The 23,203-nt window shown below is 54.8% G+C and carries 22 protein-coding genes; 18 read left to right on the forward strand and 4 right to left on the reverse strand.

All coding sequences use genetic code 11. The features are described 5' to 3' along the window. Window positions 1-12 precede the first annotated feature (12 nt). From fabG to ptsG, 9 genes are all read left to right on the forward strand, one after another. Window positions 13-747 (forward strand): 3-oxoacyl-ACP reductase FabG, encoded by a 735-nt coding sequence (gene fabG, locus K5E19_RS01245; RefSeq protein ID WP_010429699.1) that lies wholly within the window; start codon window positions 13-15, stop codon window positions 745-747. A gap of 154 nt (window positions 748-901) precedes the next feature. Continuing rightward, window positions 902-1,138, forward strand: a complete 237-nt coding sequence (gene acpP / locus K5E19_RS01250) for an acyl carrier protein (protein WP_003857954.1) — start codon at window positions 902-904, stop codon at window positions 1,136-1,138. 91 nt (window positions 1,139-1,229) lie between these two features. Then, a complete protein-coding gene (gene fabF, locus K5E19_RS01255; RefSeq protein ID WP_010429707.1) occupies window positions 1,230-2,471 on the forward strand; it encodes a beta-ketoacyl-ACP synthase II in 1,242 nt (413 codons plus the stop codon). A 121-nt stretch (window positions 2,472-2,592) separates the two neighbouring features. Next, complete coding sequence (gene pabC / locus K5E19_RS01260; RefSeq protein WP_221549666.1) at window positions 2,593-3,402, forward strand: aminodeoxychorismate lyase; 810 nt, start codon at window positions 2,593-2,595, stop codon at window positions 3,400-3,402. 2 nt (window positions 3,403-3,404) lie between these two features. After that, window positions 3,405-4,427, forward strand: coding sequence for a cell division protein YceG (gene yceG / locus K5E19_RS01265; RefSeq protein WP_221549667.1), 1,023 nt, complete (start codon window positions 3,405-3,407; stop codon window positions 4,425-4,427). After that, window positions 4,417-5,058 carry a dTMP kinase gene (gene tmk / locus K5E19_RS01270; protein WP_221549668.1) on the forward strand — a complete coding sequence of 214 codons (642 nt, stop codon included), beginning with the start codon at window positions 4,417-4,419 and terminating at the stop codon, window positions 5,056-5,058. Before yceG ends, tmk begins: the two co-directional genes overlap by 11 nt. Beyond that, the gene (gene holB / locus K5E19_RS01275) at window positions 5,055-6,059 is read left to right on the forward strand and encodes a DNA polymerase III subunit delta' (RefSeq protein WP_221549669.1); all 1,005 of its coding nucleotides are present in this window, start codon (window positions 5,055-5,057) and stop codon (window positions 6,057-6,059) included. The genes tmk and holB overlap by 4 nt, the downstream gene beginning before the upstream one ends. Before the next feature lie 10 nt (window positions 6,060-6,069). After that, the gene (locus K5E19_RS01280) at window positions 6,070-6,864 is read left to right on the forward strand and encodes a metal-dependent hydrolase (protein ID WP_221549670.1); all 795 of its coding nucleotides are present in this window, start codon (window positions 6,070-6,072) and stop codon (window positions 6,862-6,864) included. Window positions 6,865-7,161: 297 nt separating this feature from the next. Continuing rightward, window positions 7,162-8,595: a PTS glucose transporter subunit IIBC gene (gene ptsG, locus K5E19_RS01285; RefSeq protein ID WP_010429721.1), complete on the forward strand. Its 1,434-nt coding sequence runs from the start codon at window positions 7,162-7,164 to the stop codon at window positions 8,593-8,595. Window positions 8,596-8,741: 146 nt separating this feature from the next. Here the strand turns inward: ptsG and fhuE are convergent, their stop codons facing one another. Continuing rightward, on the reverse strand, window positions 8,742-10,928 hold the full coding sequence (gene fhuE / locus K5E19_RS01290; protein ID WP_221549671.1) for a ferric-rhodotorulic acid/ferric-coprogen receptor FhuE: 2,187 nt from the start codon (window positions 10,926-10,928) through the stop codon (window positions 8,742-8,744). 351 nt (window positions 10,929-11,279) lie between these two features. Here fhuE and hinT point away from each other — a divergent pair, with 351 nt between their 5' ends. The 8 genes from hinT to K5E19_RS01330 all read left to right on the forward strand — a co-directional run bounded on the left by hinT (window position 11,280) and on the right by K5E19_RS01330 (window position 17,366). After that, window positions 11,280-11,639 (forward strand): purine nucleoside phosphoramidase, encoded by a 360-nt coding sequence (gene hinT, locus K5E19_RS01295; RefSeq protein WP_010429724.1) that lies wholly within the window; start codon window positions 11,280-11,282, stop codon window positions 11,637-11,639. A 1-nt stretch (window position 11,640) separates the two neighbouring features. Beyond that, on the forward strand, window positions 11,641-12,015 hold the full coding sequence (locus K5E19_RS01300) for a YcfL family protein (protein ID WP_010429726.1): 375 nt from the start codon (window positions 11,641-11,643) through the stop codon (window positions 12,013-12,015). Between the two features lie 10 nt (window positions 12,016-12,025). Then, a complete protein-coding gene (gene lpoB, locus K5E19_RS01305) occupies window positions 12,026-12,673 on the forward strand; it encodes a penicillin-binding protein activator LpoB (protein WP_221549672.1) in 648 nt (215 codons plus the stop codon). Then, window positions 12,654-13,478 (forward strand): thiamine kinase, encoded by an 825-nt coding sequence (gene thiK, locus K5E19_RS01310; protein ID WP_221549673.1) that lies wholly within the window; start codon window positions 12,654-12,656, stop codon window positions 13,476-13,478. The genes lpoB and thiK overlap by 20 nt, the downstream gene beginning before the upstream one ends. An 11-nt stretch (window positions 13,479-13,489) precedes the next feature. Next, complete coding sequence (gene nagZ, locus K5E19_RS01315; protein ID WP_221549674.1) at window positions 13,490-14,515, forward strand: beta-N-acetylhexosaminidase; 1,026 nt, start codon at window positions 13,490-13,492, stop codon at window positions 14,513-14,515. Window positions 14,516-14,549: 34 nt separating this feature from the next. Further along, entirely contained in the window at window positions 14,550-15,092 is a 543-nt protein-coding gene (gene ycfP, locus K5E19_RS01320) for an alpha/beta hydrolase YcfP (protein ID WP_089599890.1), read from the forward strand. Between the two features lie 235 nt (window positions 15,093-15,327). Then, on the forward strand, window positions 15,328-16,632 hold the full coding sequence (locus K5E19_RS01325) for an NAD(P)/FAD-dependent oxidoreductase (RefSeq protein WP_089599891.1): 1,305 nt from the start codon (window positions 15,328-15,330) through the stop codon (window positions 16,630-16,632). A gap of 194 nt (window positions 16,633-16,826) precedes the next feature. After that, window positions 16,827-17,366, forward strand: coding sequence for a glycine zipper 2TM domain-containing protein (locus K5E19_RS01330; RefSeq protein ID WP_029485037.1), 540 nt, complete (start codon window positions 16,827-16,829; stop codon window positions 17,364-17,366). Window positions 17,367-17,425: 59 nt separating this feature from the next. Here K5E19_RS01330 and comR read toward each other — a convergent pair whose 3' ends face one another. Next, window positions 17,426-18,061, reverse strand: coding sequence for a TetR family copper-responsive transcriptional repressor ComR (gene comR / locus K5E19_RS01335; RefSeq protein ID WP_221549675.1), 636 nt, complete (start codon window positions 18,059-18,061; stop codon window positions 17,426-17,428). A 244-nt stretch (window positions 18,062-18,305) separates the two neighbouring features. On the opposite strand from comR, the gene bhsA reads away from it, so the two are divergent. Further along, the gene (gene bhsA, locus K5E19_RS01340; RefSeq protein ID WP_006174713.1) at window positions 18,306-18,563 is read left to right on the forward strand and encodes a multiple stress resistance protein BhsA; all 258 of its coding nucleotides are present in this window, start codon (window positions 18,306-18,308) and stop codon (window positions 18,561-18,563) included. Window positions 18,564-18,634: 71 nt separating this feature from the next. Here the strand turns inward: bhsA and K5E19_RS01345 are convergent, their stop codons facing one another. Both K5E19_RS01345 and mfd read right to left on the reverse strand, forming a co-directional pair. Next, window positions 18,635-19,600, reverse strand: a complete 966-nt coding sequence (locus tag K5E19_RS01345) for a L,D-transpeptidase family protein (protein ID WP_221550015.1) — start codon at window positions 19,598-19,600, stop codon at window positions 18,635-18,637. A 142-nt stretch (window positions 19,601-19,742) separates the two neighbouring features. Continuing rightward, entirely contained in the window at window positions 19,743-23,189 is a 3,447-nt protein-coding gene (gene mfd / locus K5E19_RS01350; RefSeq protein WP_221549676.1) for a transcription-repair coupling factor, read from the reverse strand. Window positions 23,190-23,203 lie beyond the last annotated feature (14 nt).

Below are 23,203 nucleotides of genomic sequence, written 5' to 3' on the forward strand. Positions count from 1 at the left end.
AAGAGGAATACCATGAGTTTTGAAGGAAAAATCGCACTGGTTACCGGCGCAAGCCGTGGTATCGGGCGCGCAATTGCTGAAACACTGGTTGCGCGCGGCGCGAAAGTGATTGGTACGGCAACCAGCGAGAATGGCGCTCAGGCCATCAGCGAGTATCTGGGTGCGAACGGTAAAGGTCTGGTACTCAATGTGACCGAACCTGCATCTATCGAATCTGTTCTGGAAAATATTCGCGCAGAGTTTGGCGAAGTCGATATTCTGGTCAATAATGCCGGGATCACTCGCGACAACCTGCTGATGCGAATGAAAGATGATGAGTGGAACGATATTATCGAAACCAACCTGTCATCTGTATTCCGTCTGTCAAAAGCGGTAATGCGCGCTATGATGAAAAAGCGTCATGGTCGTATTATCACTGTTGGTTCTGTGGTTGGTACCATGGGAAATGCTGGTCAGGCTAACTACGCTGCGGCGAAAGCAGGTCTGATTGGCTTCAGTAAGTCGCTGGCACGTGAAGTCGCGTCCCGCGGTATTACTGTAAACGTTGTTGCTCCGGGCTTTATTGAAACGGACATGACGCGTGCGCTGACCGATGATCAGCGTGCGGGTACGCTGGCGGCAGTTCCGGCGGGTCGTCTTGGCGACCCTAAAGAAATCGCCAGCGCGGTTGCATTTTTAGCCTCTGACGAAGCGGGTTACATCACTGGTGAAACCCTTCACGTCAATGGCGGGATGTATATGGTTTAATCACGATGAAAAATATTTGCGTTATTGTAGGGGTTGGCCTCAAAATAACGTAAAATCGTGGTAAGACCTGCCGGGATTTAGTTGCAAATTTTTCAACATTTTATACACTACGAAAACCATCGCGAAAGCGAGTTTTGATAGGAAATTTAAGAGTATGAGCACTATCGAAGAACGCGTTAAGAAAATTATCGGCGAACAGCTGGGCGTTAAGCAGGAAGAAGTTGTGAACTCCGCTTCCTTCGTTGAAGACCTGGGCGCAGATTCTCTTGACACCGTTGAGCTGGTAATGGCTCTGGAAGAAGAGTTTGATACTGAGATTCCGGACGAAGAAGCTGAGAAAATCACCACCGTTCAGGCTGCCATTGATTACATCAACGGTCACCAGGCGTAAGTGAACATCTCCAGGCGGTCATTCGACCGCCTGAGTTTTATCTTTTTTAGTCCCACGAATCTCTTTTTTTATCCCTCCCTGGAGGACAAACGTGTCTAAGCGTCGTGTAGTTGTGACCGGACTTGGCATGTTGTCTCCTGTCGGCAATACCGTAGAGTCCACCTGGAAAGCTCTCCTTGCCGGTCAGAGCGGCATCAGCCTAATCGACCATTTCGATACTAGCGCCTATGCAACGAAATTTGCTGGCTTAGTAAAGGATTTTAACTGTGAAGAGATCATCTCGCGCAAAGAACAGCGCAAGATGGATGCCTTCATTCAATATGGAATTGTCGCTGGCGTTCAGGCCATGCAGGATTCTGGCCTTGAGATTACGGAAGAGAACGCATCCCGTATCGGCGCCGCTATCGGCTCCGGGATTGGCGGTCTTGGCCTGATCGAGGAAAACCATACATCTCTGATGAATGGCGGACCGCGTAAGATCAGCCCGTTCTTCGTTCCGTCCACGATTGTTAACATGGTGGCAGGTCACCTGACCATTATGTTCGGTCTGCGTGGGCCAAGCATTTCCATCGCTACCGCATGTACGTCCGGCGTGCATAACATCGGCCAGGCCGCGCGTATCATTGCGTACGGCGATGCAGATGCTATGGTTGCGGGCGGTGCTGAAAAAGCCAGTACCCCACTGGGTGTAGGCGGTTTTGGTGCGGCGCGTGCGCTGTCTACCCGTAATGATAACCCGCAGGCGGCGAGCCGTCCGTGGGATAAAGACCGTGACGGCTTCGTGCTGGGTGACGGTGCGGGTATGATCGTGCTGGAAGAGTATGAACACGCGAAAAAACGCGGCGCGAAAATTTATGCTGAAATCGTTGGTTTCGGCATGAGCAGCGATGCTTACCACATGACGTCTCCTCCGGAGAACGGTGCGGGTGCTGCGCTGGCGATGGAAAACGCGATTCGTGATGCGGGTATTACCCCAGCACAGATTGGCTACGTTAACGCGCACGGTACTTCTACACCTGCGGGCGATAAAGCAGAAGCTCAGGCTGTTAAGTCTATCTTCGGCGAATCTGCCAGCCGCGTAATGGTGAGCTCCACGAAATCCATGACCGGTCACCTGTTAGGTGCGGCGGGTGCAGTAGAGTCAATCTACTCCATCCTTGCGCTGCGCGATCAGGCTGTTCCGCCAACCATCAACCTGGATAACCCGGATGAAGGTTGCGATCTGGACTTCGTTCCTCACGAAGCGCGTCAGGTTAGCGGTATGGAGTACACCCTGTGTAACTCCTTCGGCTTCGGCGGTACTAACGGCTCTCTGATCTTCAAAAAGGTCTGAGCCTGACTGCACGATAGCCAGTAAAAAAGGTCCGCTTGTCGGGCCTTTTTTATTAAGCGTAATCCCCTTGTCCGGTTAAAGACATCCTGCCAGACTGAACCCCCACGCATCAGGAGACATCATGTTTTTGATCAATGGCCTTGAGCAGGAGAGTCTGCCTGCCAGCGACAGAGCAACGCAGTTTGGTGATGGCTGCTTTACAACGGCGCGAATTGTTGACGGGCAAGTATGCCTGCTCGACGCGCATATCCGCCGTCTGCAAACGGCCTGCGAAACCTTAATGATCCCCTTTCAGCACTGGGACACGCTGCGACGTGAGATGAGCCAACTGGTGTCAGAGAAGAGCAGTGGCGTGCTGAAAGTCATCATCAGTCGCGGCAGCGGAGGGCGGGGTTATAGCGGGGTCAACTGTGATAACCCCACGCGCATACTCTCCGTATCCGCTTACCCTGCACATTATGAAAGCTGGCGCAAAGACGGCGTCACGCTGACGCTGAGCCCAATAAGACTGGGCCGCAACCCCATGCTGGCCGGAATTAAACACCTCAATCGCCTTGAACAGGTGCTGATTCGTACTCATCTTGAACAGACGGACGCTGATGAGGCGCTGGTTCTTGACAGCGAAGGGTTCATTACGGAATGCTGTGCGGCTAATTTACTCTGGCGGAAGGGTCGTGATGTCTTCACACCTTCACTGGAGCAGGCTGGGGTGAAGGGCATTATGCGTCAGTTTTGTTTGCAGCAGTTGGCACACTCGGGTTTTCGCGTTGTCGAAGCTAGCGAAAGGGAAGAGGCGCTACTGGCCGCTGATGAAGTTATTATTTGTAACGCGTTGATGCCTGTTTTACCCGTCCGCGCATATGGCCAACAGGTCTGGTCATCGCGCGAACTGTTTCAGTTTTTAGCCCCGTTATGTGAGCAAACCAGATAGTCATGAAGAAAATGTTGCGCTTTGTTCTCCTCCTCATCGTTGCGCTGGGTATCGCCGGCGGCGCGGGTGTGTGGAAAGTCCGTCAGCTGGCGGACAGTAAAATCCTGATTAAAGACGAGACGATATTTACCCTTAAAGCCGGTACCGGGCGCATTGCGCTGGGTGAGCAGCTTTACGGGGATAAGGTCATAAACCGCCCGCGCGTCTTCCAGTGGTTACTGCGCCTTGAGCCTGAGCTGTCTCACTTCAAAGCCGGTACGTACCGCTTTACCCCTGGTATGACCGTCAGACAGATGCTGCAGGTCCTGGAGAGCGGAAAAGAGGCCCAGTTCCCGCTGCGGTTTGTGGAAGGGATGCGCTTAAGCGATTACCTCAAACAACTGCGTGACGCACCCTATATCAAGCATACGTTAAAAGACGATAGCTATCAGACGGTCGCTGAGGTGCTGAAATTCGAGCATCCTGAGTGGGTGGAAGGCTGGTTCTGGCCTGATACCTGGATGTACACGGCGGGCACAACCGACGTTGCTATTCTGAAACGCGCACATAAAAAAATGGTCGCGGCGGTGGAGTCGGCGTGGGAAGGGCGTGTGGATGGCCTGCCCTATAAAGATCAAAACCAGTTCGTCACCATGGCCTCGATCATTGAAAAAGAGACGGCCGTTGCGGCAGAGCGCGATCAGGTCGCTTCCGTATTTATAAACCGTCTGCGTATCGGCATGCGCCTCCAAACCGATCCCACCGTCATCTACGGCATGGGCGAGAGTTATAGCGGCAAGATATCCAGAAAAGATCTGGAGACGCCAACAGCGTATAATACCTACGTGATCGCAGGCCTGCCGCCTGGCCCGATTGCGACGCCGAGTGAAGCCTCATTGCGAGCCGCGGCGCACCCGGCCAAAACACCGTATCTCTATTTTGTGGCTGACGGAAAAGGGGGGCATACCTTTAATACCAACCTTGCCAGCCATAATCGCTCTGTTCAGGACTATCTGAAGGCACTTAAGGAAAAAAATGCGCAGTAAATACATTGTCATTGAGGGACTCGAAGGGGCGGGTAAAACTACCGCTCGCAACGTAGTGGTTGATACGCTGAAAGCGCTTGGCGTTGCGGACATGGTATTTACCCGCGAGCCTGGCGGCACGCAACTGGCTGAAAAGCTGCGTAGCCTTGTTCTGGATATCAAATCCGTTGGCGACGAAGTCATCACTGACAAAGCCGAAGTGTTGATGTTCTACGCGGCGCGCGTGCAGCTGGTAGAAACGGTGATCAAACCTGCACTGGCAGAAGGTAAATGGGTGATTGGCGATCGTCATGACCTGTCGACCCAGGCGTATCAGGGCGGTGGCCGGGGGATTGACCAGACGATGTTAGCAACGCTGCGCGATGCAGTGCTCGGTGATTTTCGTCCCGATCTGACGCTCTATCTGGACGTGACGCCCGAAGTCGGCCTGAAGCGTGCCCGCGCGCGCGGTGAGCTGGACCGCATCGAGCAAGAGTCTTTTGACTTCTTCAACCGTACCCGAGCGCGCTACCTTGAGCTGGCGGAGCAGGATGCTTCCATTCGAACTATTGATGCTACACAGTCACTGGAAGAGGTGATGCGTGCTATTCAGAACACAGTCGCGCAGTGGCATCAGGAGCAACAGGCATGAAATGGTATCCATGGTTGCGCCCGCACTTTGAGCAGTTGATCAATAGCTATCAGGCGGGGCGGGGCCATCATGCGTTACTGATTCAGGCATTGTCAGGTATGGGCGATGATGCGCTGATTTACGCCATCACCCGTTTCCTGATGTGTCAGCAGCCGGAAGGGCATAAAAGCTGCGGTAAATGCCGTGGCTGCCAGTTAATGCAGGCGGGCACACATCCGGACTATTACACGCTGGAGCCTGAAAAGGGCAAAAGCACGCTCGGGATTGACGCCGTGCGTGAAGTCAGTGAAAAACTGTATGAACACGCGCGGCTTAACGGGGCCAAAGTGGTCTGGCTGAAAGATGCCGCACAGCTTACCGAGGCGGCGGCGAACGCGCTGCTCAAAACCCTGGAAGAGCCACCGGAGAAAACCTGGTTCTTCCTGTCATGTCGTGAACCGGGACGATTACTGGCGACACTGCGCAGTCGCTGTCGTCTTCATCACCTCGCAGTCCCTCAGGAAACGTGGGCGCTTACCTGGCTTGAACGCGAAGTGACGGTGTCACAAGATGCCGCCCTGACTGCGCTGCGGCTGTGCAGCGGTGCCCCTGCGGCAGCTCTGGCGTTGCTTCAGGCGGATGTCTGGTCGCAGCGTGAAACGCTGTGTCGTGCCGTCGAATCCGCGCTGGATAGCGGTGACTGGTTGAGTTTGCTGCCTGCCCTGAACAGCGATCGGGCGACCGAACGCCTGCACTGGCTGGCCGCTTTACTGCTGGATGCACTCAAACTTCAACAGGGTGCAACGCTTCTGACCAACCTCGACGCCTGGTCGCTGGTGAACACCCTGGCGAATCGCCTGTCGGGCGTCTCCTTGCGCGCTATCCTTCATGATGTTTGCCAGAGTCGCGAACAACTTTTGACAGTAACCGGTCTTAATCGCGAGCTTTTACTGACGGACCAGTTACTGCGTATCGAACACTACCTGCAACCAGGCGTGATACCGCCTGTTTCCCATCTCTGAGAGAGACATTATGTTTTTAGTCGACTCACACTGCCATCTTGATGGCCTGGATTATCAATCTCTGCATAAAAACGTCGATGACGTGCTGGAAAAAGCCGCCGCACGCGATGTCAAATTCTGTCTGGCCGTGGCAACCACGCTGCCGGGCTACCGCTCCATGCGCGAGTTGGTAGGCGTTCGCGATAACGTCGTCTTCTCCTGTGGCGTTCATCCGCTGAACCAGGATGAAGCGTATGACGTAGAAGATTTACGTCGTCTGGCGGCAGAAGAGGGCGTGGTGGCGATGGGCGAGACCGGCCTGGACTATTTTTACACGCCGGAAACTAAACCACGCCAGCAGGCGTCCTTCCGTCATCATATCCGCATTGGCCGCGAGCTGAACAAACCTGTCATTGTGCATACCCGCGATGCGCGCGCGGACACCCTGGCGATCCTTCGGGAAGAAAAGGTGACGGATTGCGGTGGCGTACTACACTGTTTCACAGAAGACAGAGAAACGGCGGGCAAGCTGCTTGATTTGGGGTTTTATATCTCGTTTTCGGGGATCGTGACGTTCAGTAATGCTGAGCAGCTGCGTGATGCTGCGCGTTATGTTCCGCTCGATCGCATTCTCGTGGAAACAGATTCGCCGTATCTGGCACCGGTACCGCATCGCGGTAAAGAGAACCAGCCAGCGATGACGAGAGACGTGGCTGAGTATATGGCCGTTCTGAAGGGCGTCAGCATTGAAGAGCTGGCTCGTGCGACGACGGAAAATTTCTCCACGCTGTTCCACATCGACCCCGCCCGCCTGCAATCTGTCTGATACACCTGTTTTTTTTAGGCTCGTAATTAATAAACAAAGCGAGTAAAGTTCACCGCCTCATTTGGGGCGGTGATGGTGTTTTTAGACACATCCAGACATGCTTTTTGTAAATATCTGAAAGTTTTTTGGCCGTCTTGAACTGAAACGTGATAGCCGTCAAACAAACCCAGAGGGAATTATTTTACTCTGTGTAATAAATAAAGGGCGCTTAGATGTCCTGTCCACGGCGCGGTACTCCCCCCGGGCCAATGCGTGAAAGCGTAAAAAAAGCACAAATACTCAGGAGCACTCTCAATTATGTTTAAGAATGCATTTGCTAACCTGCAAAAGGTCGGTAAATCGCTGATGCTGCCAGTATCCGTACTGCCTATCGCAGGTATCCTGCTGGGCGTCGGTTCTGCTAACTTCAGCTGGCTGCCAGCCGTAGTATCCCACGTGATGGCCGAAGCAGGCGGTTCTGTTTTTGCTAACATGCCGCTGATCTTCGCCATCGGTGTTGCTCTGGGCTTCACCAATAACGACGGTGTATCTGCACTGGCTGCAGTGGTTGCCTACGGCATCATGGTGAAAACCATGGCTGTGGTTGCGCCGCTGGTTCTGCATTTACCGGCTGAAGAGATCGCCGCGAAACACCTGGCGGACACCGGTGTTCTGGGCGGTATCATCTCCGGTGCGATTGCAGCGTATATGTTTAACCGCTTCTATCGCATCAAGCTGCCTGAGTATCTGGGCTTCTTCGCGGGCAAGCGTTTCGTTCCGATTATCTCTGGTCTGGCAGCGATTTTCACTGGTGTGATCCTGTCCTTCATCTGGCCACCAATCGGTTCCGCTATTCAGACCTTCTCTCAGTGGGCTGCTTACCAGAACCCGGTTGTAGCGTTCGGTATCTACGGCTTCATCGAGCGCTGCCTGGTACCATTTGGTCTGCACCACATCTGGAACGTTCCATTCCAGATGCAGATTGGTGAATTCACCAACGCAGCAGGTCAGGTATTCCACGGCGATATCCCACGTTACATGGCGGGCGACCCAACTGCAGGCAAACTGTCTGGTGGCTTCCTGTTCAAAATGTACGGTCTGCCGGCTGCTGCGATTGCAATCTGGCACTCTGCTAAGCCAGAGAACCGTGCAAAAGTGGGCGGTATCATGATCTCCGCAGCGCTGACCTCGTTCCTGACCGGTATCACCGAGCCGATCGAGTTCTCCTTCATGTTCGTTGCGCCGATCCTGTACATCATCCACGCTGTACTGGCTGGCCTGGCGTTCCCAATCTGTATCCTGCTGGGTATGCGTGACGGTACGTCCTTCTCTCACGGTCTGATCGACTTCATCGTTCTGTCCGGTAACAGCAGCAAACTGTGGCTGTTCCCAATCGTGGGTGCGTGCTATGCCGTTGCTTACTACACCATCTTCCGCGTGCTGATCAAAGCACTGGACCTGAAAACTCCGGGTCGTGAAGATGCAACTGAAGACAGCAAAGCAGGCGTGACCAGCGAAATGGCTCCGGCACTGGTAGCCGCGTTCGGTGGTAAAGAGAACATCACTAACCTGGACGCGTGTATCACTCGTCTGCGTGTGAGCGTTGCCGATGTCGCAAAAGTTGACCAGCCGGGCCTGAAAAAATTGGGCGCAGCAGGTGTTGTTGTTGCAGGTTCTGGTGTTCAGGCAATCTTCGGTACTAAATCCGATAACCTGAAAACCGAAATGGATGAGTACATCCGCAACAACTAAGTTGTGATATGGGGAGACTGAGGCAGCCGAATGGCTGCCTTTTTTATTTGTGCGGCCTGTTATGCCCGGATAAGCGCAGCGTCAACCGGCGAGACGCACGCACAAAAAAGGGAGCCATTTGGCTCCCTTTCAATACCTCTGAGCTATCAGAATTGATAGCTCGCCGTCACGCTCACGTTGCGCGGTTCACCGTAAACCAGTGAACCCTGGACGTTAGTGTCGTAAGTCTTATCAAACAGATTGTTCAGATTGCCCTGCAAAGAAAAGTTCTTCGTGACCTGATAACGGGTGAAGAGATCAATCAGAGCATAGCTGCCTTGCTCCGCGCGCCATGTACCGTAAGGTGTGGCAACATCGCTGTAAACGCGGTTTTGCCAGTTAACGCCGCCACCCACGGTCAGCGCAGGCATCGCTGGCAGACGGTAACTGGTGAACAGTTTAATCGTCGTGCGCGGCAGGTAAGGATTAACGTCTTTACCGTCGCTGTCTTCAGCCAGATAGCGCGTCGCGCCAAAGGTCATTTGCCAGTTGTCCGTCAGCGCGCCGTTAATTTCAAATTCAACGCCTTTACTTACGGTGCCATCTACGCCTTCATAAGCGGTATCGGTTGACCCCTGAATCACGCGCCCCGTACTCTGCGCCACGTTATCCTGCTCGATGCGGAAGACAGAGAGCGTCGTGGTCAGTCGGCTGTTCATCCAGTCAGACTTCAGGCCCACTTCATAATTGTTGCCGGTGATCGGGTCGAGATATCTGCCGGTGCTGTCACGGTAGTTCTGTGGCTGGAAGATGGAGGTATAGCTGGCATAGGCGGACCAGTTATCATCGATGTCAAAGACAAGACCCGCATAGGGCGTGGTATGGTTTTTTTCCATACCATAAGTCATGGTGTCGACGCTCCAGTTCGTATAGCGGGCACCGAGAATCAAATGCAGCGGATCGGCCAACGAAATGCGCGTCGCGGCGTACAGCGATTTCATATTCGTTTTGTCGTCCTGAGCCAGCGCCTGCGATCCCCAGTTTGTTTCCGGGAAATGGCCATCATAGTCGTAGAAATTACCGAATTCGTCCGGATACACGTTCGCCCACGCGTTGGTGTAACGGTTCGTTTGACGACTGAAGCTGCCGCCGAACATCACGGTATGCTGGCGGCCAAACAGGTCATAGCCACCGTCGGCAAACAGATCGACAGCATCGACCTTACGCTTCCCGCTGTTCCAGCCCGTACCGCCGATGTAGCCGTAGTCCGGTCCATAATTCGAATAAGGCCCTACCAGCATGCCGGTGGATTTGTCCACATAGGCGTCAAGATAGAGGGCTTTACTGTCGAATTTGGCTTCGGTATGGGTGGCATTCAGCGTGGCCTGCCAGGTGTCGGCAAAGCGTTGCTTGAAGGTGGCGAACACTTTGTTGAACTCTTTGTCGTTATAGGCCCAGTCAGGCGCGGTGCTGTGGGCGCGATCGTAATGCCTTACGCTGCCGTCCGTGTTCCAGCGCGGTAAGCCGCCCCAGGTCTGGTTGTTCACGTCAATGCGCTGGTATTCGTAACCTGCCGAAAATGACGTGGTATCGCCCAGGTCCGCATCAAGAATGCCCGAGAAGAACGTTTTCTTTTGATTGTAGTTATCGAGCCAGGAGTCATTATCCTGATAGCCTGCCACGATGCGGCCACGCACATTGCCATCGTCGGTTAACGGGCTTTGCAGATCCATGACGTAACGCTGTTTGTTCCAGCTGCCGTATTCCGCCGATAAATTGCCCTTGAACTCGCGGCTGGTGGCATGTTTGCGCACCATATTAATCGCTGCCGACGGGTTACCCGTGCCCGTCATCAAACCGGTCGCCCCACGCACCACTTCCACGCGCTCAAACAGGGCGGTATCCGAGAGGGCATCCCCGAGGTTCCAGCGAGATTCGAAATAGGTGGGGATACCATCAATCATGTAGTTGTCGATCTCGAAACCACGTGAGTAATAGCTGCTGCGATCGGAATCTGCGGTGTTTTTGCTGATCCCCATCGTGTTATCCATCACATCTCCCAGCGTTTGTAGCTGCTGATCTTCCATACGTTGTTCACTGACAATGGAGACTGACTGGGGGATATCGCGCTGGACCATCTGCATTTTGGTGCCGATGGTGGTGGTTTTGACGCTGTAATCCTGCTCTTCGCTGGACGCGTCTGGCTGGGAGGTACCGTCAACGACGAGTGTTTCCTCGTTTGGTGCGGCGAAACTTACGGTTGGCATCAATGCCATAGCAATGCAGGCTGCCAGCAACGAAGGCGTTGCAACAGGCTGACGTTGCCCATCCCTGGTATGATTAATGAAAGACATCATCAAACCCTTAGTGAATGGTGAAGGTGATATGCGTCAGTCCCTTAGTCGGGCTGGCGTCGTATTCTTTGTTAAAAACGCGCATGAAAATGCAAATGCGAAATATACGCATTGTTATTAGCACTGTAAACAGATGTTTCGGACGAAACTGAAATAATGTTTCAGAGAAATAGTGTTGTCTGGCGGTCACTCTCCAGCCAGCTGAGGAAGGATTGGGAAAGAAATCGAGGGAGAAGGTTGAAAGGACAGGAGAAACTCGCTCATACTCTTGCGTTGTATCACACCGTCGTAAAGACTGTATGTGTGAATAGCGGACGCATCACGCCAGATTAATCAAAAAAGGAAAAGGTCATGGCCGAAGAAACGATTTTCAGTAAAATTATCCGCCGCGAAATCCCGTCGGATATCGTCTTTCAGGATGAGCTGGTGACGGCTTTTCGGGACATTTCACCTCAGGCGCCGACGCATATCCTTATCATTCCAAATATTCTGATTCCTACCGTCAATGATGTGAAAACCGAGCATGAAGTGGCGTTAGGCCGTATGCTAACGGTAGCCGCGAAAATTGCTGAGCAGGAAGGCATCGCTGAAGACGGCTATCGTTTGATCATGAACTGCAATCGCCACGGCGGTCAGGAAGTTTATCATATCCATATGCATCTTCTGGGTGGGCGACCGCTGGGACCGATGCTGGCACATAAAGGTCTTTGATATGTTAAGAGGGCGTATTGCAGCGCTGATGATAACGCTGGTGATAGCAGGGTGCAGTGCGCGTCCTGCGATCCCCGTCAGCGACGAACAGACGCTGGTGATGGAGTCCTCAGTCCTTGCTGCAGGTATTACGGCAGAGCAGCCTTCGCTGACGATCAGCGAAATTCAACCTTCTGCTTCCTCTACGCTCTATAACGAAAGACATGAGCCAGTGACGGTGCATTACCGCTTCTACTGGTATGACGTAAGAGGTCTTGAAATGCATCCGCTTGAGGCGCCGCGTAGCGTGACCATTCCGGCAAGATCGTCGGTGACGCTCTATGGCAGCGCTAACTATTTGGGTGCGCATAAGGTGAGACTTTATCTTTATCTGTAAGGGGTGATCCTTGATTAAAAATATGAGCCGTTATGTGCTCTTAAGTGCGTTTGCACTTTTCCTCGCAGGGTGTGTGACGCGTACAGAACAACCCGCGCCAGTGGATGAGGCGAAACCGGGTACGGAACAGCCGACACAGCCAACGGAGCCTGTGCCAACGGTGCCTTCTGTCCCGACCATTCCGGCGCAGCCTGGCCCAATTGAGCACCCGGACCAATCGTCCCAGCCTGCGCCGCGCGTGCGTCACTATGACTGGAATGGCGCAATGCAGCCTATGGTGGGCAAAATGCTGCAGGCTCAGGGCGTAACGCCGGGAAGCGTGCTGTTGGTGGATAGCGTCAATAACCGCACCAATGGTTCACTCAACGCGGGCGAAGCGACCGAAACGCTGCGTAATGCGTTAGCAAACAACGGCAAATTTACCCTGGTCTCGACTCAGCAGCTGGCGGTAGCCAAACAGCAGTTGGGCTTGTCGCCGCAGGATAGCCTGGGCTCGCGCAGCAAAGCGATAGGCATTGCGCGTAACGTTGGCGCTCAGTATGTCCTCTATTCTAACGCCACCGGTAACGTGAATACGCCTTCGCTGCAGATGCAGCTGATGCTGGTTCAGACGGGTGAAATTATCTGGTCAGGTAAAGGTGCCGTTACGCAACAATAGCCTCACGCGTGACGAGGTTCTGACGCGTTATTTTCCTCAGTATCGCCTTATCGCGCCGCAGGCCCACTCCGGGCTTGGCGGCGCGAGCTGCATCATTGAGCATGGCGAACATCGGCTGGTGCTGCGACAGCATCACGATCTCTCTGCCCCTGCCTCCCACTTTCGCCGACAGTTTCGTACACTCAGGCGCTTGCCTGCGGATCTCGTGCCGAAGCCCTGTTTCTTTATGCAGGGCTGGATGGCAGTAGAGTATCTTGCGGGGGAGATCAAAAGCGCGCTTCCGCATACTCCCACGCTCGCCGCGATGCTGTATCATCTTCACCGCCAGCCTTGCCTGGGATGGCGGGTCTCGCTGCTACCGCTGCTGGAAAGATACTGGCAGCAGGCCTCGCCCGAAAGACGAACGCCATTCTGGCTTGCGCAGCTTAAACGGTTGCGGAAGAGAGGGGAACCGCAGCCCTTACGGCTTTCGCCGTTGCATATGGACGTCCACGCCGGGAATATCGTACACACGCCTGCGGGAGCCAGGCTCATCGACTGGGAGTATGCCGGAGATGGCGACGTGGCGCTGGAGCTGGCGGCGGTCTGGATGCCGGATGATGCCTCTCGTGAGCAGCTTGTAATGGCCTATGCCCGTGAAGCGCAGATGGATGCGTTAATGCTTATGCGGCAGGTCAGACGCTGGCAACCCTGGGTATTCATGCTGATGGCGGGCTGGTTTGAAATGCGCTTTCAGCAATCAAACGACAAACACTTTATTACGCTGGCAGATGACGTCTGGCGTCAGTTACAAACTAAAGGATAAGAGAGGTTCGTGTGGGTCCAGTCATGTTGGATGTCGAAGGGTTTGAGCTGGATGCGGAGGAGCGCGACATTCTGGCGCATCCGCTGGTAGGCGGGCTGATTCTGTTTACCCGTAACTACCACGATCCGGCGCAGTTGCGCGAGCTGGTTCGTCAGATCCGCGCGGCATCCCGTAACCATCTGGTGGTCGCGGTGGATCAGGAAGGCGGGCGCGTGCAGCGCTTCCGCGAGGGTTTCACCCGCTTGCCTGCTGCACAATCTTTTGCTGCGCTGCTGGGTACAGAAGAGGGCGGTAAACTGGCGCAGGATGCCGGCTGGCTGATGGCGAGTGAAATGATTGCGATGGATATCGACATCAGCTTTGCTCCCGTTCTGGATGTGGGCCATATCAGCGCCGCGATTGGCGAGCGTTCATACCATGAAGATCCGCGCATTGCGCTGGCGATGGCGACCCGCTTTATCGACGGCATGCACGCCGCGGGCATGAAAACCACCGGCAAACACTTCCCGGGACATGGCGCAGTGACGGCAGATTCTCACAAAGAGACGCCGCGCGATCCGCGTCCGGAAGCGGAAATCCGTGCCAAAGATATGTCGGTGTTCCGTTCGCTTATCACCGATAACAAGCTTGATGCCATCATGCCTGCACACGTGATTTACAGCGATGTCGATCCGCGCCCGGCCAGCGGTTCACCGCACTGGCTGAAAACGGTGCTGCGTCAGGAGCTCGGTTTTAATGGCGTAATTTTCTCCGACGACCTGTCGATGGAAGGCGCGGCAATTATGGGCAGCTATGCGGAGCGCGGGCAGGCTTCCCTGGACGCAGGTTGCGATATGATCCTCGTCTGCAATAATCGTAAAGGGGCCGTCAGCGTGTTGGATAACCTGTCGCCGATCAAAGCAGAGCGTGTTACACAATTGTATCATAAAGGTTCATTTAGCCGTCAGGAGCTGATGGATTCGGCGCGCTGGAAGACGGTCAACGCCCAGCTTGAAGCACTGAATGAGCGCTGGCAGGCACATAAAGCCAGCCTGTAAACCCTCCCGGAAGGCGTAGCGTGGTGAGAAGACAATGATCATCTATTTACACGGTTTTGACTCAAACAGTCCTGGTAATCATGAGAAGGTGCTGCAGCTGCAGTTTATCGATCCGGATGTACGGCTGATCAGTTACAGCACGCGCCATCCGAAGCATGATATGCAGCATCTGCTCAAGGAAGTGGACAAGATGTTACAGCTCAACGTCGATGAACGTCCTCTGATCTGCGGCGTGGGGCTGGGGGGCTACTGGGCCGAACGCATTGGCTTCCTGTGCGACATCCGCCAGGTCGTGTTCAATCCCAACCTGTTCCCGAACGAGAACATGGAAGGCAAAATTGACCGCCCGGAAGAGTATGTCGACATTGCCACCAAGTGCGTGAGCAACTTCCGTGAGAAAAACCGCGATCGCTGTTTAGTGATCCTCTCGCGCCAGGATGAGGCCCTGAACAGCAGCCGGGCGGCAGAACTGCTGCATCATTACTATGAAATTGTCTGGGACGAGGAACAGACCCACAAGTTCAAGAATATCTCCCCGCATTTGCAGCGCATCAAAGCCTTCAAAACGCTGGGCTAAGCCACAGCCAGGCACCCAAAACCCGGTACGCGCTCGCGGCCGGGTTTCTTTTTGTCCAGAATTGTCTACTTTTAAGCCATCAAAACTTGATGCATATCAATTTTGGTATGACCAATGCGCCTGACGTGTTATTCTCAATTCACCTGAATGGTTTCAGTGCTGTAACCTGTTGTTAATTAAGGGTTATTTTTATAACTTTTAGTTAACAATTGGTTAATAATTTGAGGGGGTCACGTTGACTACGCCATTGAAAAAGATAGTGATTGTAGGCGGTGGTGCTGGCGGGCTGGAGCTGGCCACACAGCTGGGTAAAAAGCTGGGTCGCGGCAAAAAAGCCAAAATTACGCTGGTGGATCGCAACCATAGCCACCTGTGGAAACCGCTGCTGCACGAAGTGGCGACCGGTTCGCTGGATGAGGGCGTTGATGCGCTGAGCTATCTGGCGCACGCGCGCAATCACCATTTCCAGTTCCAGCTGGGATCCGTGGTGGATATCAACCGTGAAAGCAAAACCATTACACTGGCCGAACTGCGTGACGAAAAAGGCGAACTGCTGGTACCAGAACGCAAGCTGGCGTATGACACGCTGGTGATGGCGTTGGGCAGTACCTCTAACGACTTCAACACGCCGGGCGTGAAAGAGCACTGTATCTTCCTCGATAACCCGCACCAGGCGCGCCGTTTCCATCAGGAAATGCTAAACCTGTTCCTGAAGTACACCAGCAATATGGGCGCCAATGGCAAGGTAAACATCGCCATTGTTGGCGGCGGCGCGACGGGCGTAGAGTTGTCCGCTGAGCTGCACAACGCGGTGAAACAGCTGCACAGCTACGGTTATAAAGGGCTGACTAACGAAGCGCTGAACGTGACGCTGGTTGAAGCCGGTGAACGCATTCTGCCTGCGCTGCCGCCACGTATTTCCGGTGCGGCGCACAATGAGCTCACCAAACTGGGCGTGCGGGTGCTGACGCAGACCATGGTGACCAGCGCTGACGAAGGCGGCCTGCATACCAAAGACGGCGAGTATATCAAAGCCGATCTGATGGTCTGGGCGGCGGGTATCAAAGCGCCTGATTTCATGAAAGAGATCGGCGGGCTGGAAACCAACCGTATTAACCAGCTGGTGACAGAGCCGACGCTGCAAACCACGCGTGACCCGGAAATCTTCGCTATTGGTGACTGTGCGTCCTGCGCGCGGCCTGAAGGTGGGTTCGTGCCGCCGCGCGCTCAGGCTGCTCACCAGATGGCGAGCCTGGTGCTGCACAACATCCTGGCGCAGTACAAAGGGAAGCCAATGAAGTCGTATGTCTATAAAGATCACGGCTCACTGGTGTCGCTGTCTAACTTCTCCACCGTGGGTAGCCTGATGGGTAACCTGATGCGCGGCTCCATGATGGTCGAAGGGCGCATTGCACGCTTCGTGTATATCTCCCTTTACCGTATGCATCAGATCGCACTGCACGGCTACTTCAAAACCGGTCTGATGATGCTGGTCGGCAGAATCAACCGCGTGATCCGCCCACGACTGAAGCTGCACTGATTTTTCTCTCCCTCCGGGCCATCCGGAGGGAAGTTTTTAGCATTTCATGCTGTGCATCACACTTTGTGTGCTTAAGAGTTCTCTCAAACACGATATATCTCCGCCATACGCCCATTTTTTAATCCTTTGTCTTATTGGCGACGACTGAGCCCTGCTGCAAAATAGTTTCCAATAGCAACAAAGGAGGAAGTCCCGTGAATAAATCAATGTTGGCGGGTATAGGGATTGGCGTCGCTGCTGCGCTAGGTGTGGCTGCCGTAGCCGGTCTCAACGTACTTGATCGTGGCCCGCAGTATGCGCAGGTCGTTTCTGCTACCCCCATTAAAGAAACCGTGAAAACTCCTCGCCAGGAGTGCCGTAACGTCTCCGTGACTCACCGTCGTCCGGTACAGGATGAAAACCGCATTGCCGGTTCTGTTCTCGGTGCCGTAGCCGGTGGCGTGATTGGTCATCAGTTTGGTGGCGGGCGAGGCAAAGATGTGGCGACGGTCGTGGGGGCGCTGGGTGGCGGCTATGCCGGTAATCAGGTGCAGGGCGCAATGCAGGACAACGACACGTACACCACTACCCAGCAGCGCTGCAAAACCGTCTATGACAAGTCCGAAAAAATGCTGGGCTATGACGTAACTTACAAAATTGGCGACCAGCAGGGCAAAATCCGCATGGATAAAGACCCTGGCACCCAGATCCCTCTGGACAACAATGGTCAGCTGGTACTGAACAACAAAGTGTAAAAAAGATGTTCTCTGAACTTAGCTCCTCATGCGCTCAGGCTGAGGAGCTTTTTTTTGCCCTAGAGTTTAAGCAGTTCAGGCCACAGGCGCAGCGTGGTTTGCGTAATACCCTGCAGTTTTTCAAGCGTAGCCCCTTCACGGGCGCTGATGGACATACCCTGTAAAATACAGCTCAGGTATTGCGCCAGCTCCTGCGGGCGGCAGTGCGCCGGGATTTCACCGCGCTGCCGCCGCTGGGCCAGAAACGTACTTAACGTCTCCTCCTGCATGGCATGGCGTGATTTCACCGTATTGGCAATCTCTTTAGACGACGCAGCAAGCGTGGCGGAGGTGTTGATCATAAAACAGCCCGCGGGTGTGTCTTTGCTCGTAAAGCAGGTCGCGACGGCGCAGAAGTAGTCCTGCAACGCCTGCTCAACGCTTTTCTCTTCGCAAAAAAGCTGCGCTTCGTGTTTTGCCGCAAAGCGCGAGATGTATCTGTCCAGTACTGCCCTGAACAGCCCCTCTTTGTTGGTAAATTCCGCATACAGCGTGGGTGCCTTGGCGCCGGTCGCTTCCACCAGATCGGAAAGCGAGGTCGCTTCGTACCCATGTTGCCAGAAGAGTGTCATGGCCTTATCGAGCGCCGCATCCCTGTCGAACACTTTTGGTCGGCCACGGCTTTTCTTTGCGCAACTCGTGACATCGGTTGTCATTTGCCGTTGGTCCTCAGTTGGTTTGTTGAATGACCATTATAAAAATAAACCCATCCCGCGACCAGCGTAGTTTGCTTAAAAATAAATTAATCATATGGGTATGAAAATTAAAGAGATTAAAATTAATTTAATGGTCGTTATAAAAACATGTTGACGTGTGAGCTGGATCACATCTATCATTTACCTATCGATCGTTAAGTAAATAACTTACGACGCCAAATTCATCTGCCTAAAGGTAAAAATCATGAAAAACGTAAAAACCCTGATCGCTGCTGCTGTACTTAGCTCACTCTCTTTCGCAAGCTTCGCCGCTGTAGAAGTCCAATCTACTCCAGCTGACCAACAAAAAGTGGGGACCATCTCTGCAAACGCGGGGACAAACCTGGGCTCTCTGGAAGATCAGCTTGCGCAGAAAGCGGATGAGATGGGTGCTAAATCTTTCCGTATCACCTCAGTAACCGGCCCTAACACCCTGCACGGTACTGCTGTTATCTATAAATAAGCCTGGCTAAACCCTCATTTATGCCACTGCTATAAAAAAAGCCCTGCATTTGCAGGGCTTTTTTTTGGCGCTTACATTGACTGCGGAGTGACATCTCCATGCCGCGTGACGTCGACAGGCATTCCTGACCGGGCTTCCATCGCGCGCTCCATCACCAGGCTATCGGTGTTCGTATTCGATTTAAAGCTCACCAGCGCGGCATTCAGTGGAATGGGCAGTGTCTGCGGATCGTCACCGAGGTGTTTTGATAATGGCTGGTGAATTTCGACCAGCCGTACGCCACCCGGCTCTTCTGAAACTTTGATTGGCGTATTGATAATATTCACTTTTGTGCCCGGCGTAATCACGCTATAGAGCGTCTTGATGTCGTCATCGCGCAGACGAATACAGCCGGAGCTCACGCGCATACCAATGCCGAAATCCGCATTTGTTCCATGCAGCAGATAAACCCCGCCATAAGCTGCGAGGCGGATCGCATGATGACCCATCGGGTTGTCCGGGCCCGCTGGCACGACTGTAGGCAGATCGATACCCTGAGCTTTATAGCGTGCGCGAATATTTGCCGTGGGTGTCCAGGTTGGGTTAGCGCGTTTATCCGACACGGTAGTGACCATCGTTGGGGTCAGCGTGTCGCCGCCCAGCTGGCCGATACCGATAGGGTAAACGGTCACTTCTTTTTTACCCGGCGGATAATAGTAAAGTCGAAGCTCGGCAAGGTTGATCACGATCCCCTGGCGCGGTGCATCGGGCAGAATGGCCTGAAGCGGGATCGTCAGCACGCTGCCGGCGCGCGGCACGTAAGGATCGACTCCGGGGTTGGCCTGCAGCAAGGCCAGAAAGCCGACATTATATTTTTTGGCAATGGCCTCCAGCGAACCCCCATTATTTTCAACGACGTGAAAACGGTTCTGCCCGACAACATTGCTGCCAGGGGGGGGAAGGGGCCAGGTGTTTGCGCGAGCAGGTAGCGCAACGGCTACCGTAGCGGCAAGCGCAAGCAGGGTGATCCAGCGACTGAAACGCGAAGCGGTCATCATCATAATCCGTATAAATGATAAGGTTATTGTTTTATAAAGGGTTAATGATAATTATGGCGAACAGGTCTGTCGGGAAGATCGGGTGAAGTGCAAAGAGTTTGTAAATTGTCCCCCGCTAGCCAGGCGCTAACGGGGGAGAAGATTACGCGATAGCGTTCTCTTCAAGCTGGCGCATAAAGTTGCGCACCCAGTCCATGCGGGTTTTGCGTTCTGTTAGCTCCTGAGTAAAACGCAGGCGCGTCGGACCGTCCAGGCGGAAGTGCTGCGGCTGTTTTTGCAGCAGGCCAATCAACCACATCGGATCGACATGGTTTTTTTCCGCGAACTCAATCACGCCGCCTTTTTCATTTCCTTCGAGCTTACGAATGCCCAGCTTTTGCGCCTGCTGACGAAGCCGCGCAATATCCAGCAGATTTCTCGCGGCATCCGGCAGCAACCCGAAGCGGTCGATCAGCTCCACTTTGATCTCTTCCAGCTCGTTTTCTTTTTTCGCACTGGCGATACGTTTGTAGAACGACAGACGGGTATTCACATCAGGAATGAAATCATCCGGCAGCAGGGAAGGCATACGCAATTCCACCTCGGTCTGCTGGCTGGTCAAATCTTCCAGCGACGGCTCGCGTCCGGCCTTCAGCGCATCGACGGCATTTTCCAGCAGTTCCATATAGAGCGAGAAGCCGATGGTTTCCATCGAGCCGCTCTGGTCTTCACCCAGCAGTTCACCGGCGCCGCGGATCTCGAGATCGTGTGTCGCCAGCGCAAAGCCCGCGCCGAGGTCTTCCAGCGAGGCGATGGCTTCCAGACGCTTTTGCGCGTCGGTGGTCATCGCTTTCGGATGCGGCGTCAGCAGCCAGGCGTAGGCCTGATGGTGCGAACGCCCGACGCGACCGCGCAGCTGGTGCAGCTGCGCCAGGCCAAAGTGATCCGCGCGTTCGATAATAATCGTGTTCGCGGTCGGGATATCAATACCGGTTTCAATGATGGTGGTACACACCAGCACGTTGAAGCGCTGGTGGTGGAAATCATTCATCACCCGCTCCAGCTCGCGCTCGCGCATCTGCCCGTGACCGATGGCTATACGCGCTTCCGGCACCAGCTCCGCCAGCCTGTCCGCCGCTTTCTGAATGTTCTCTACGTCGTTGTAGAGGTAGTACACCTGACCGCCGCGCAGCACTTCACGCAGGATCGCTTCGCGCACCACCAGATTGTCATACTCGCGGACAAAGGTTTTTACCGCCAGACGACGCGCCGGTGGCGTCGCGATAATCGACAGATCGCGCATGCCGCTCATTGCCATATTCAGCGTACGCGGGATCGGCGTGGCGGTCAGGGTCAGGATATCGACGTCGGCACGCATCGCTTTGATGCGCTCCTTATGGCGCACCCCGAAGCGGTGCTCTTCGTCGACGATCAGCAGCCCCAGATCTTTCCACTTCACGTCGCTTTGCAGCAGCTTGTGGGTGCCGATCAGAATATCGATTTTGCCTTCGCTTGCCTGTTCCAGAATTTGCGTCTGCTCTTTGGCGCTGCGAAAACGGGAGAGCATCTCGATACGCACCGGCCAGTTGGCAAAGCGGTCGCGGAAGTTGTCGAAGTGCTGCTGGGCAAGCAGGGTAGTAGGGACCAGCACCGCCACCTGCTTGTTGTTCTCTACGGCCAGGAAGGCGGCGCGCATGGCGACTTCAGTTTTACCGAAGCCCACGTCACCGCACACCAGGCGGTCCATCGCCAGCGGCTGACACATGTCGCTCAGCACGGCGTTAATGGCCTGCGCCTGATCCGGCGTGGTTTCAAACGGGAAGCTGTCGCAGAACAGCTGATACTGCTCTTTATCATGCTTAAACGCATAACCTTCTTTTGCCGCGCGCTGGGCGTAGATGTCCAGCAGCTCGGCCGCCACGTCGCGCACTTTTTCCGCCGCCTTCTGGCGCGCGCGCGCCCAGGCGTCGCCGCCCAGCTTGTGCAGCGGCGCATTGTCTTCGGCACCCCCCGCATAGCGGCTGATCAGGTGCAGGGACGAGACCGGCACGTAGAGCTTGGCGTCGTTGGCGTAGGTCAGCATCAGGTATTCGCCTTTGATACCGCCCGCTTCGAGGGTCGTCATCCCCTGGTAGCGTCCGACGCCGTGCTCGAGGTGAACAATCGGCTGGCCAGGATGCAGTTCGGCCAGGTTGCGGATCAGCGTGTCCGGATTGATGGTGCGACGGCTATCCTGACGGCGGCGCGCCACGCGCTCGCCGAGAAGGTCGCTTTCGCAAATCAGTGCCATGTTGTTGAGCGTGTCGATAAACCCATGCTCAGCGGCACCGATCATCAGATAGCGGCCCGTTCCGGTGGCGTCGTCCAGCCGCAAAATGCGCTTTGGCGCGATCTTGATGCGGCCAAGCAGTTCGCCTAACGCTTCGCGACGACCTTCGCTCTCAACGGAGAACACCACCGGCCCGCTAAAGGATTCCAGGAACTTGCGCAGATTATCCAGCGGGGATTTTTGCTGCGCCTGAACGGAGAGGTCCGGCAGCGTTTGGAAGGCCAGGTTGGTATTGGCCGCTTTATCCGCGAGCGAGTCGGTTCTGAGCTGCATGCGCGGCCAGCGCTTCAGCTCGGCGTTGAGCTCATCGGTGCGCAGCCAAAGCGTCTCAGGCGGCAGCAGCGGACGCATCGGATCCACGCCACGGTTCTCGAAGCGGGCGCGGGTTTCGCTCTCAAAGCGGCTTGCGCTGGTCTCGATATCTCCGGTGTTTACAATCAGCGTATTCGCCGGGAAGTAGCTGAACAGCGCGGGCAGAGGCTCGTTAAAGAACAGGGGCTGCCAGTATTCGATCCCCGCAGGCAGCGTGCCTTTGCTGACCTGCTGATAAATGTGCTCGGCATCGCGCTTCACGTCAAACCGGTCGCGCCACTGGCTTCGGAAGAGCTCGATAGCGGTTTTGTCCGTCGGGAATTCATGTGCGGGCAGCAGGTTGATGGATTCCACCTCTTCCAGCGTGCGCTGCGTGTCGGCGTCGAACACGCGGAGGCTGTCGATTTCATCATCAAAGAAATCCAGACGGTACGGCTGGTCGCTGCCCATTGGGTAAAGATCGAGCAGCGCGCCGCGGGTGGCGTATTCGCCGTGCTCCATCACCTGATCGACATGGCGATAACCGGCACCGTCAAGCTGCGCGCGCAGGGCATCACGCGACAGGCGCTGGCCTTTTTTCATCACCAGCGCATGGCCGTGCAGATAGCTGTGCGGGCAGACGCGCTGCATCAGCGTATTGATCGGCACAATTAACACGCCGCGCTGCATGGTCGGAAGCTGATAGAGCGTTGACAGGCGTGAAGAGATGATCTCCTGATGCGGGGAGAAGCTGTCATACGGCAGCGTTTCCCAGTCGGCCAGGCTGGACACCAGGCTATCGGTAAATTGACGGATTTCGTCATGCAGGCGCAGGGCATTTTGCATATCCGGGGCAACCAGCACCACCGGGCCGGGATGGCGCTCAGCGATTTCTGCCACCAGCGTGGCGCACGCCGCGCCCGTGAGTTCGCCCAGCTGGCGTTGGTCGCCTGCTTTAACAGGCAAGGTAAAGCGATAGTGTTCAGGCATGGCTATGTCAGAGT

Source organism: Enterobacter sp. RIT637, from assembly GCF_019718755.1.
Taxonomy (GTDB): domain Bacteria; phylum Pseudomonadota; class Gammaproteobacteria; order Enterobacterales; family Enterobacteriaceae; genus Enterobacter.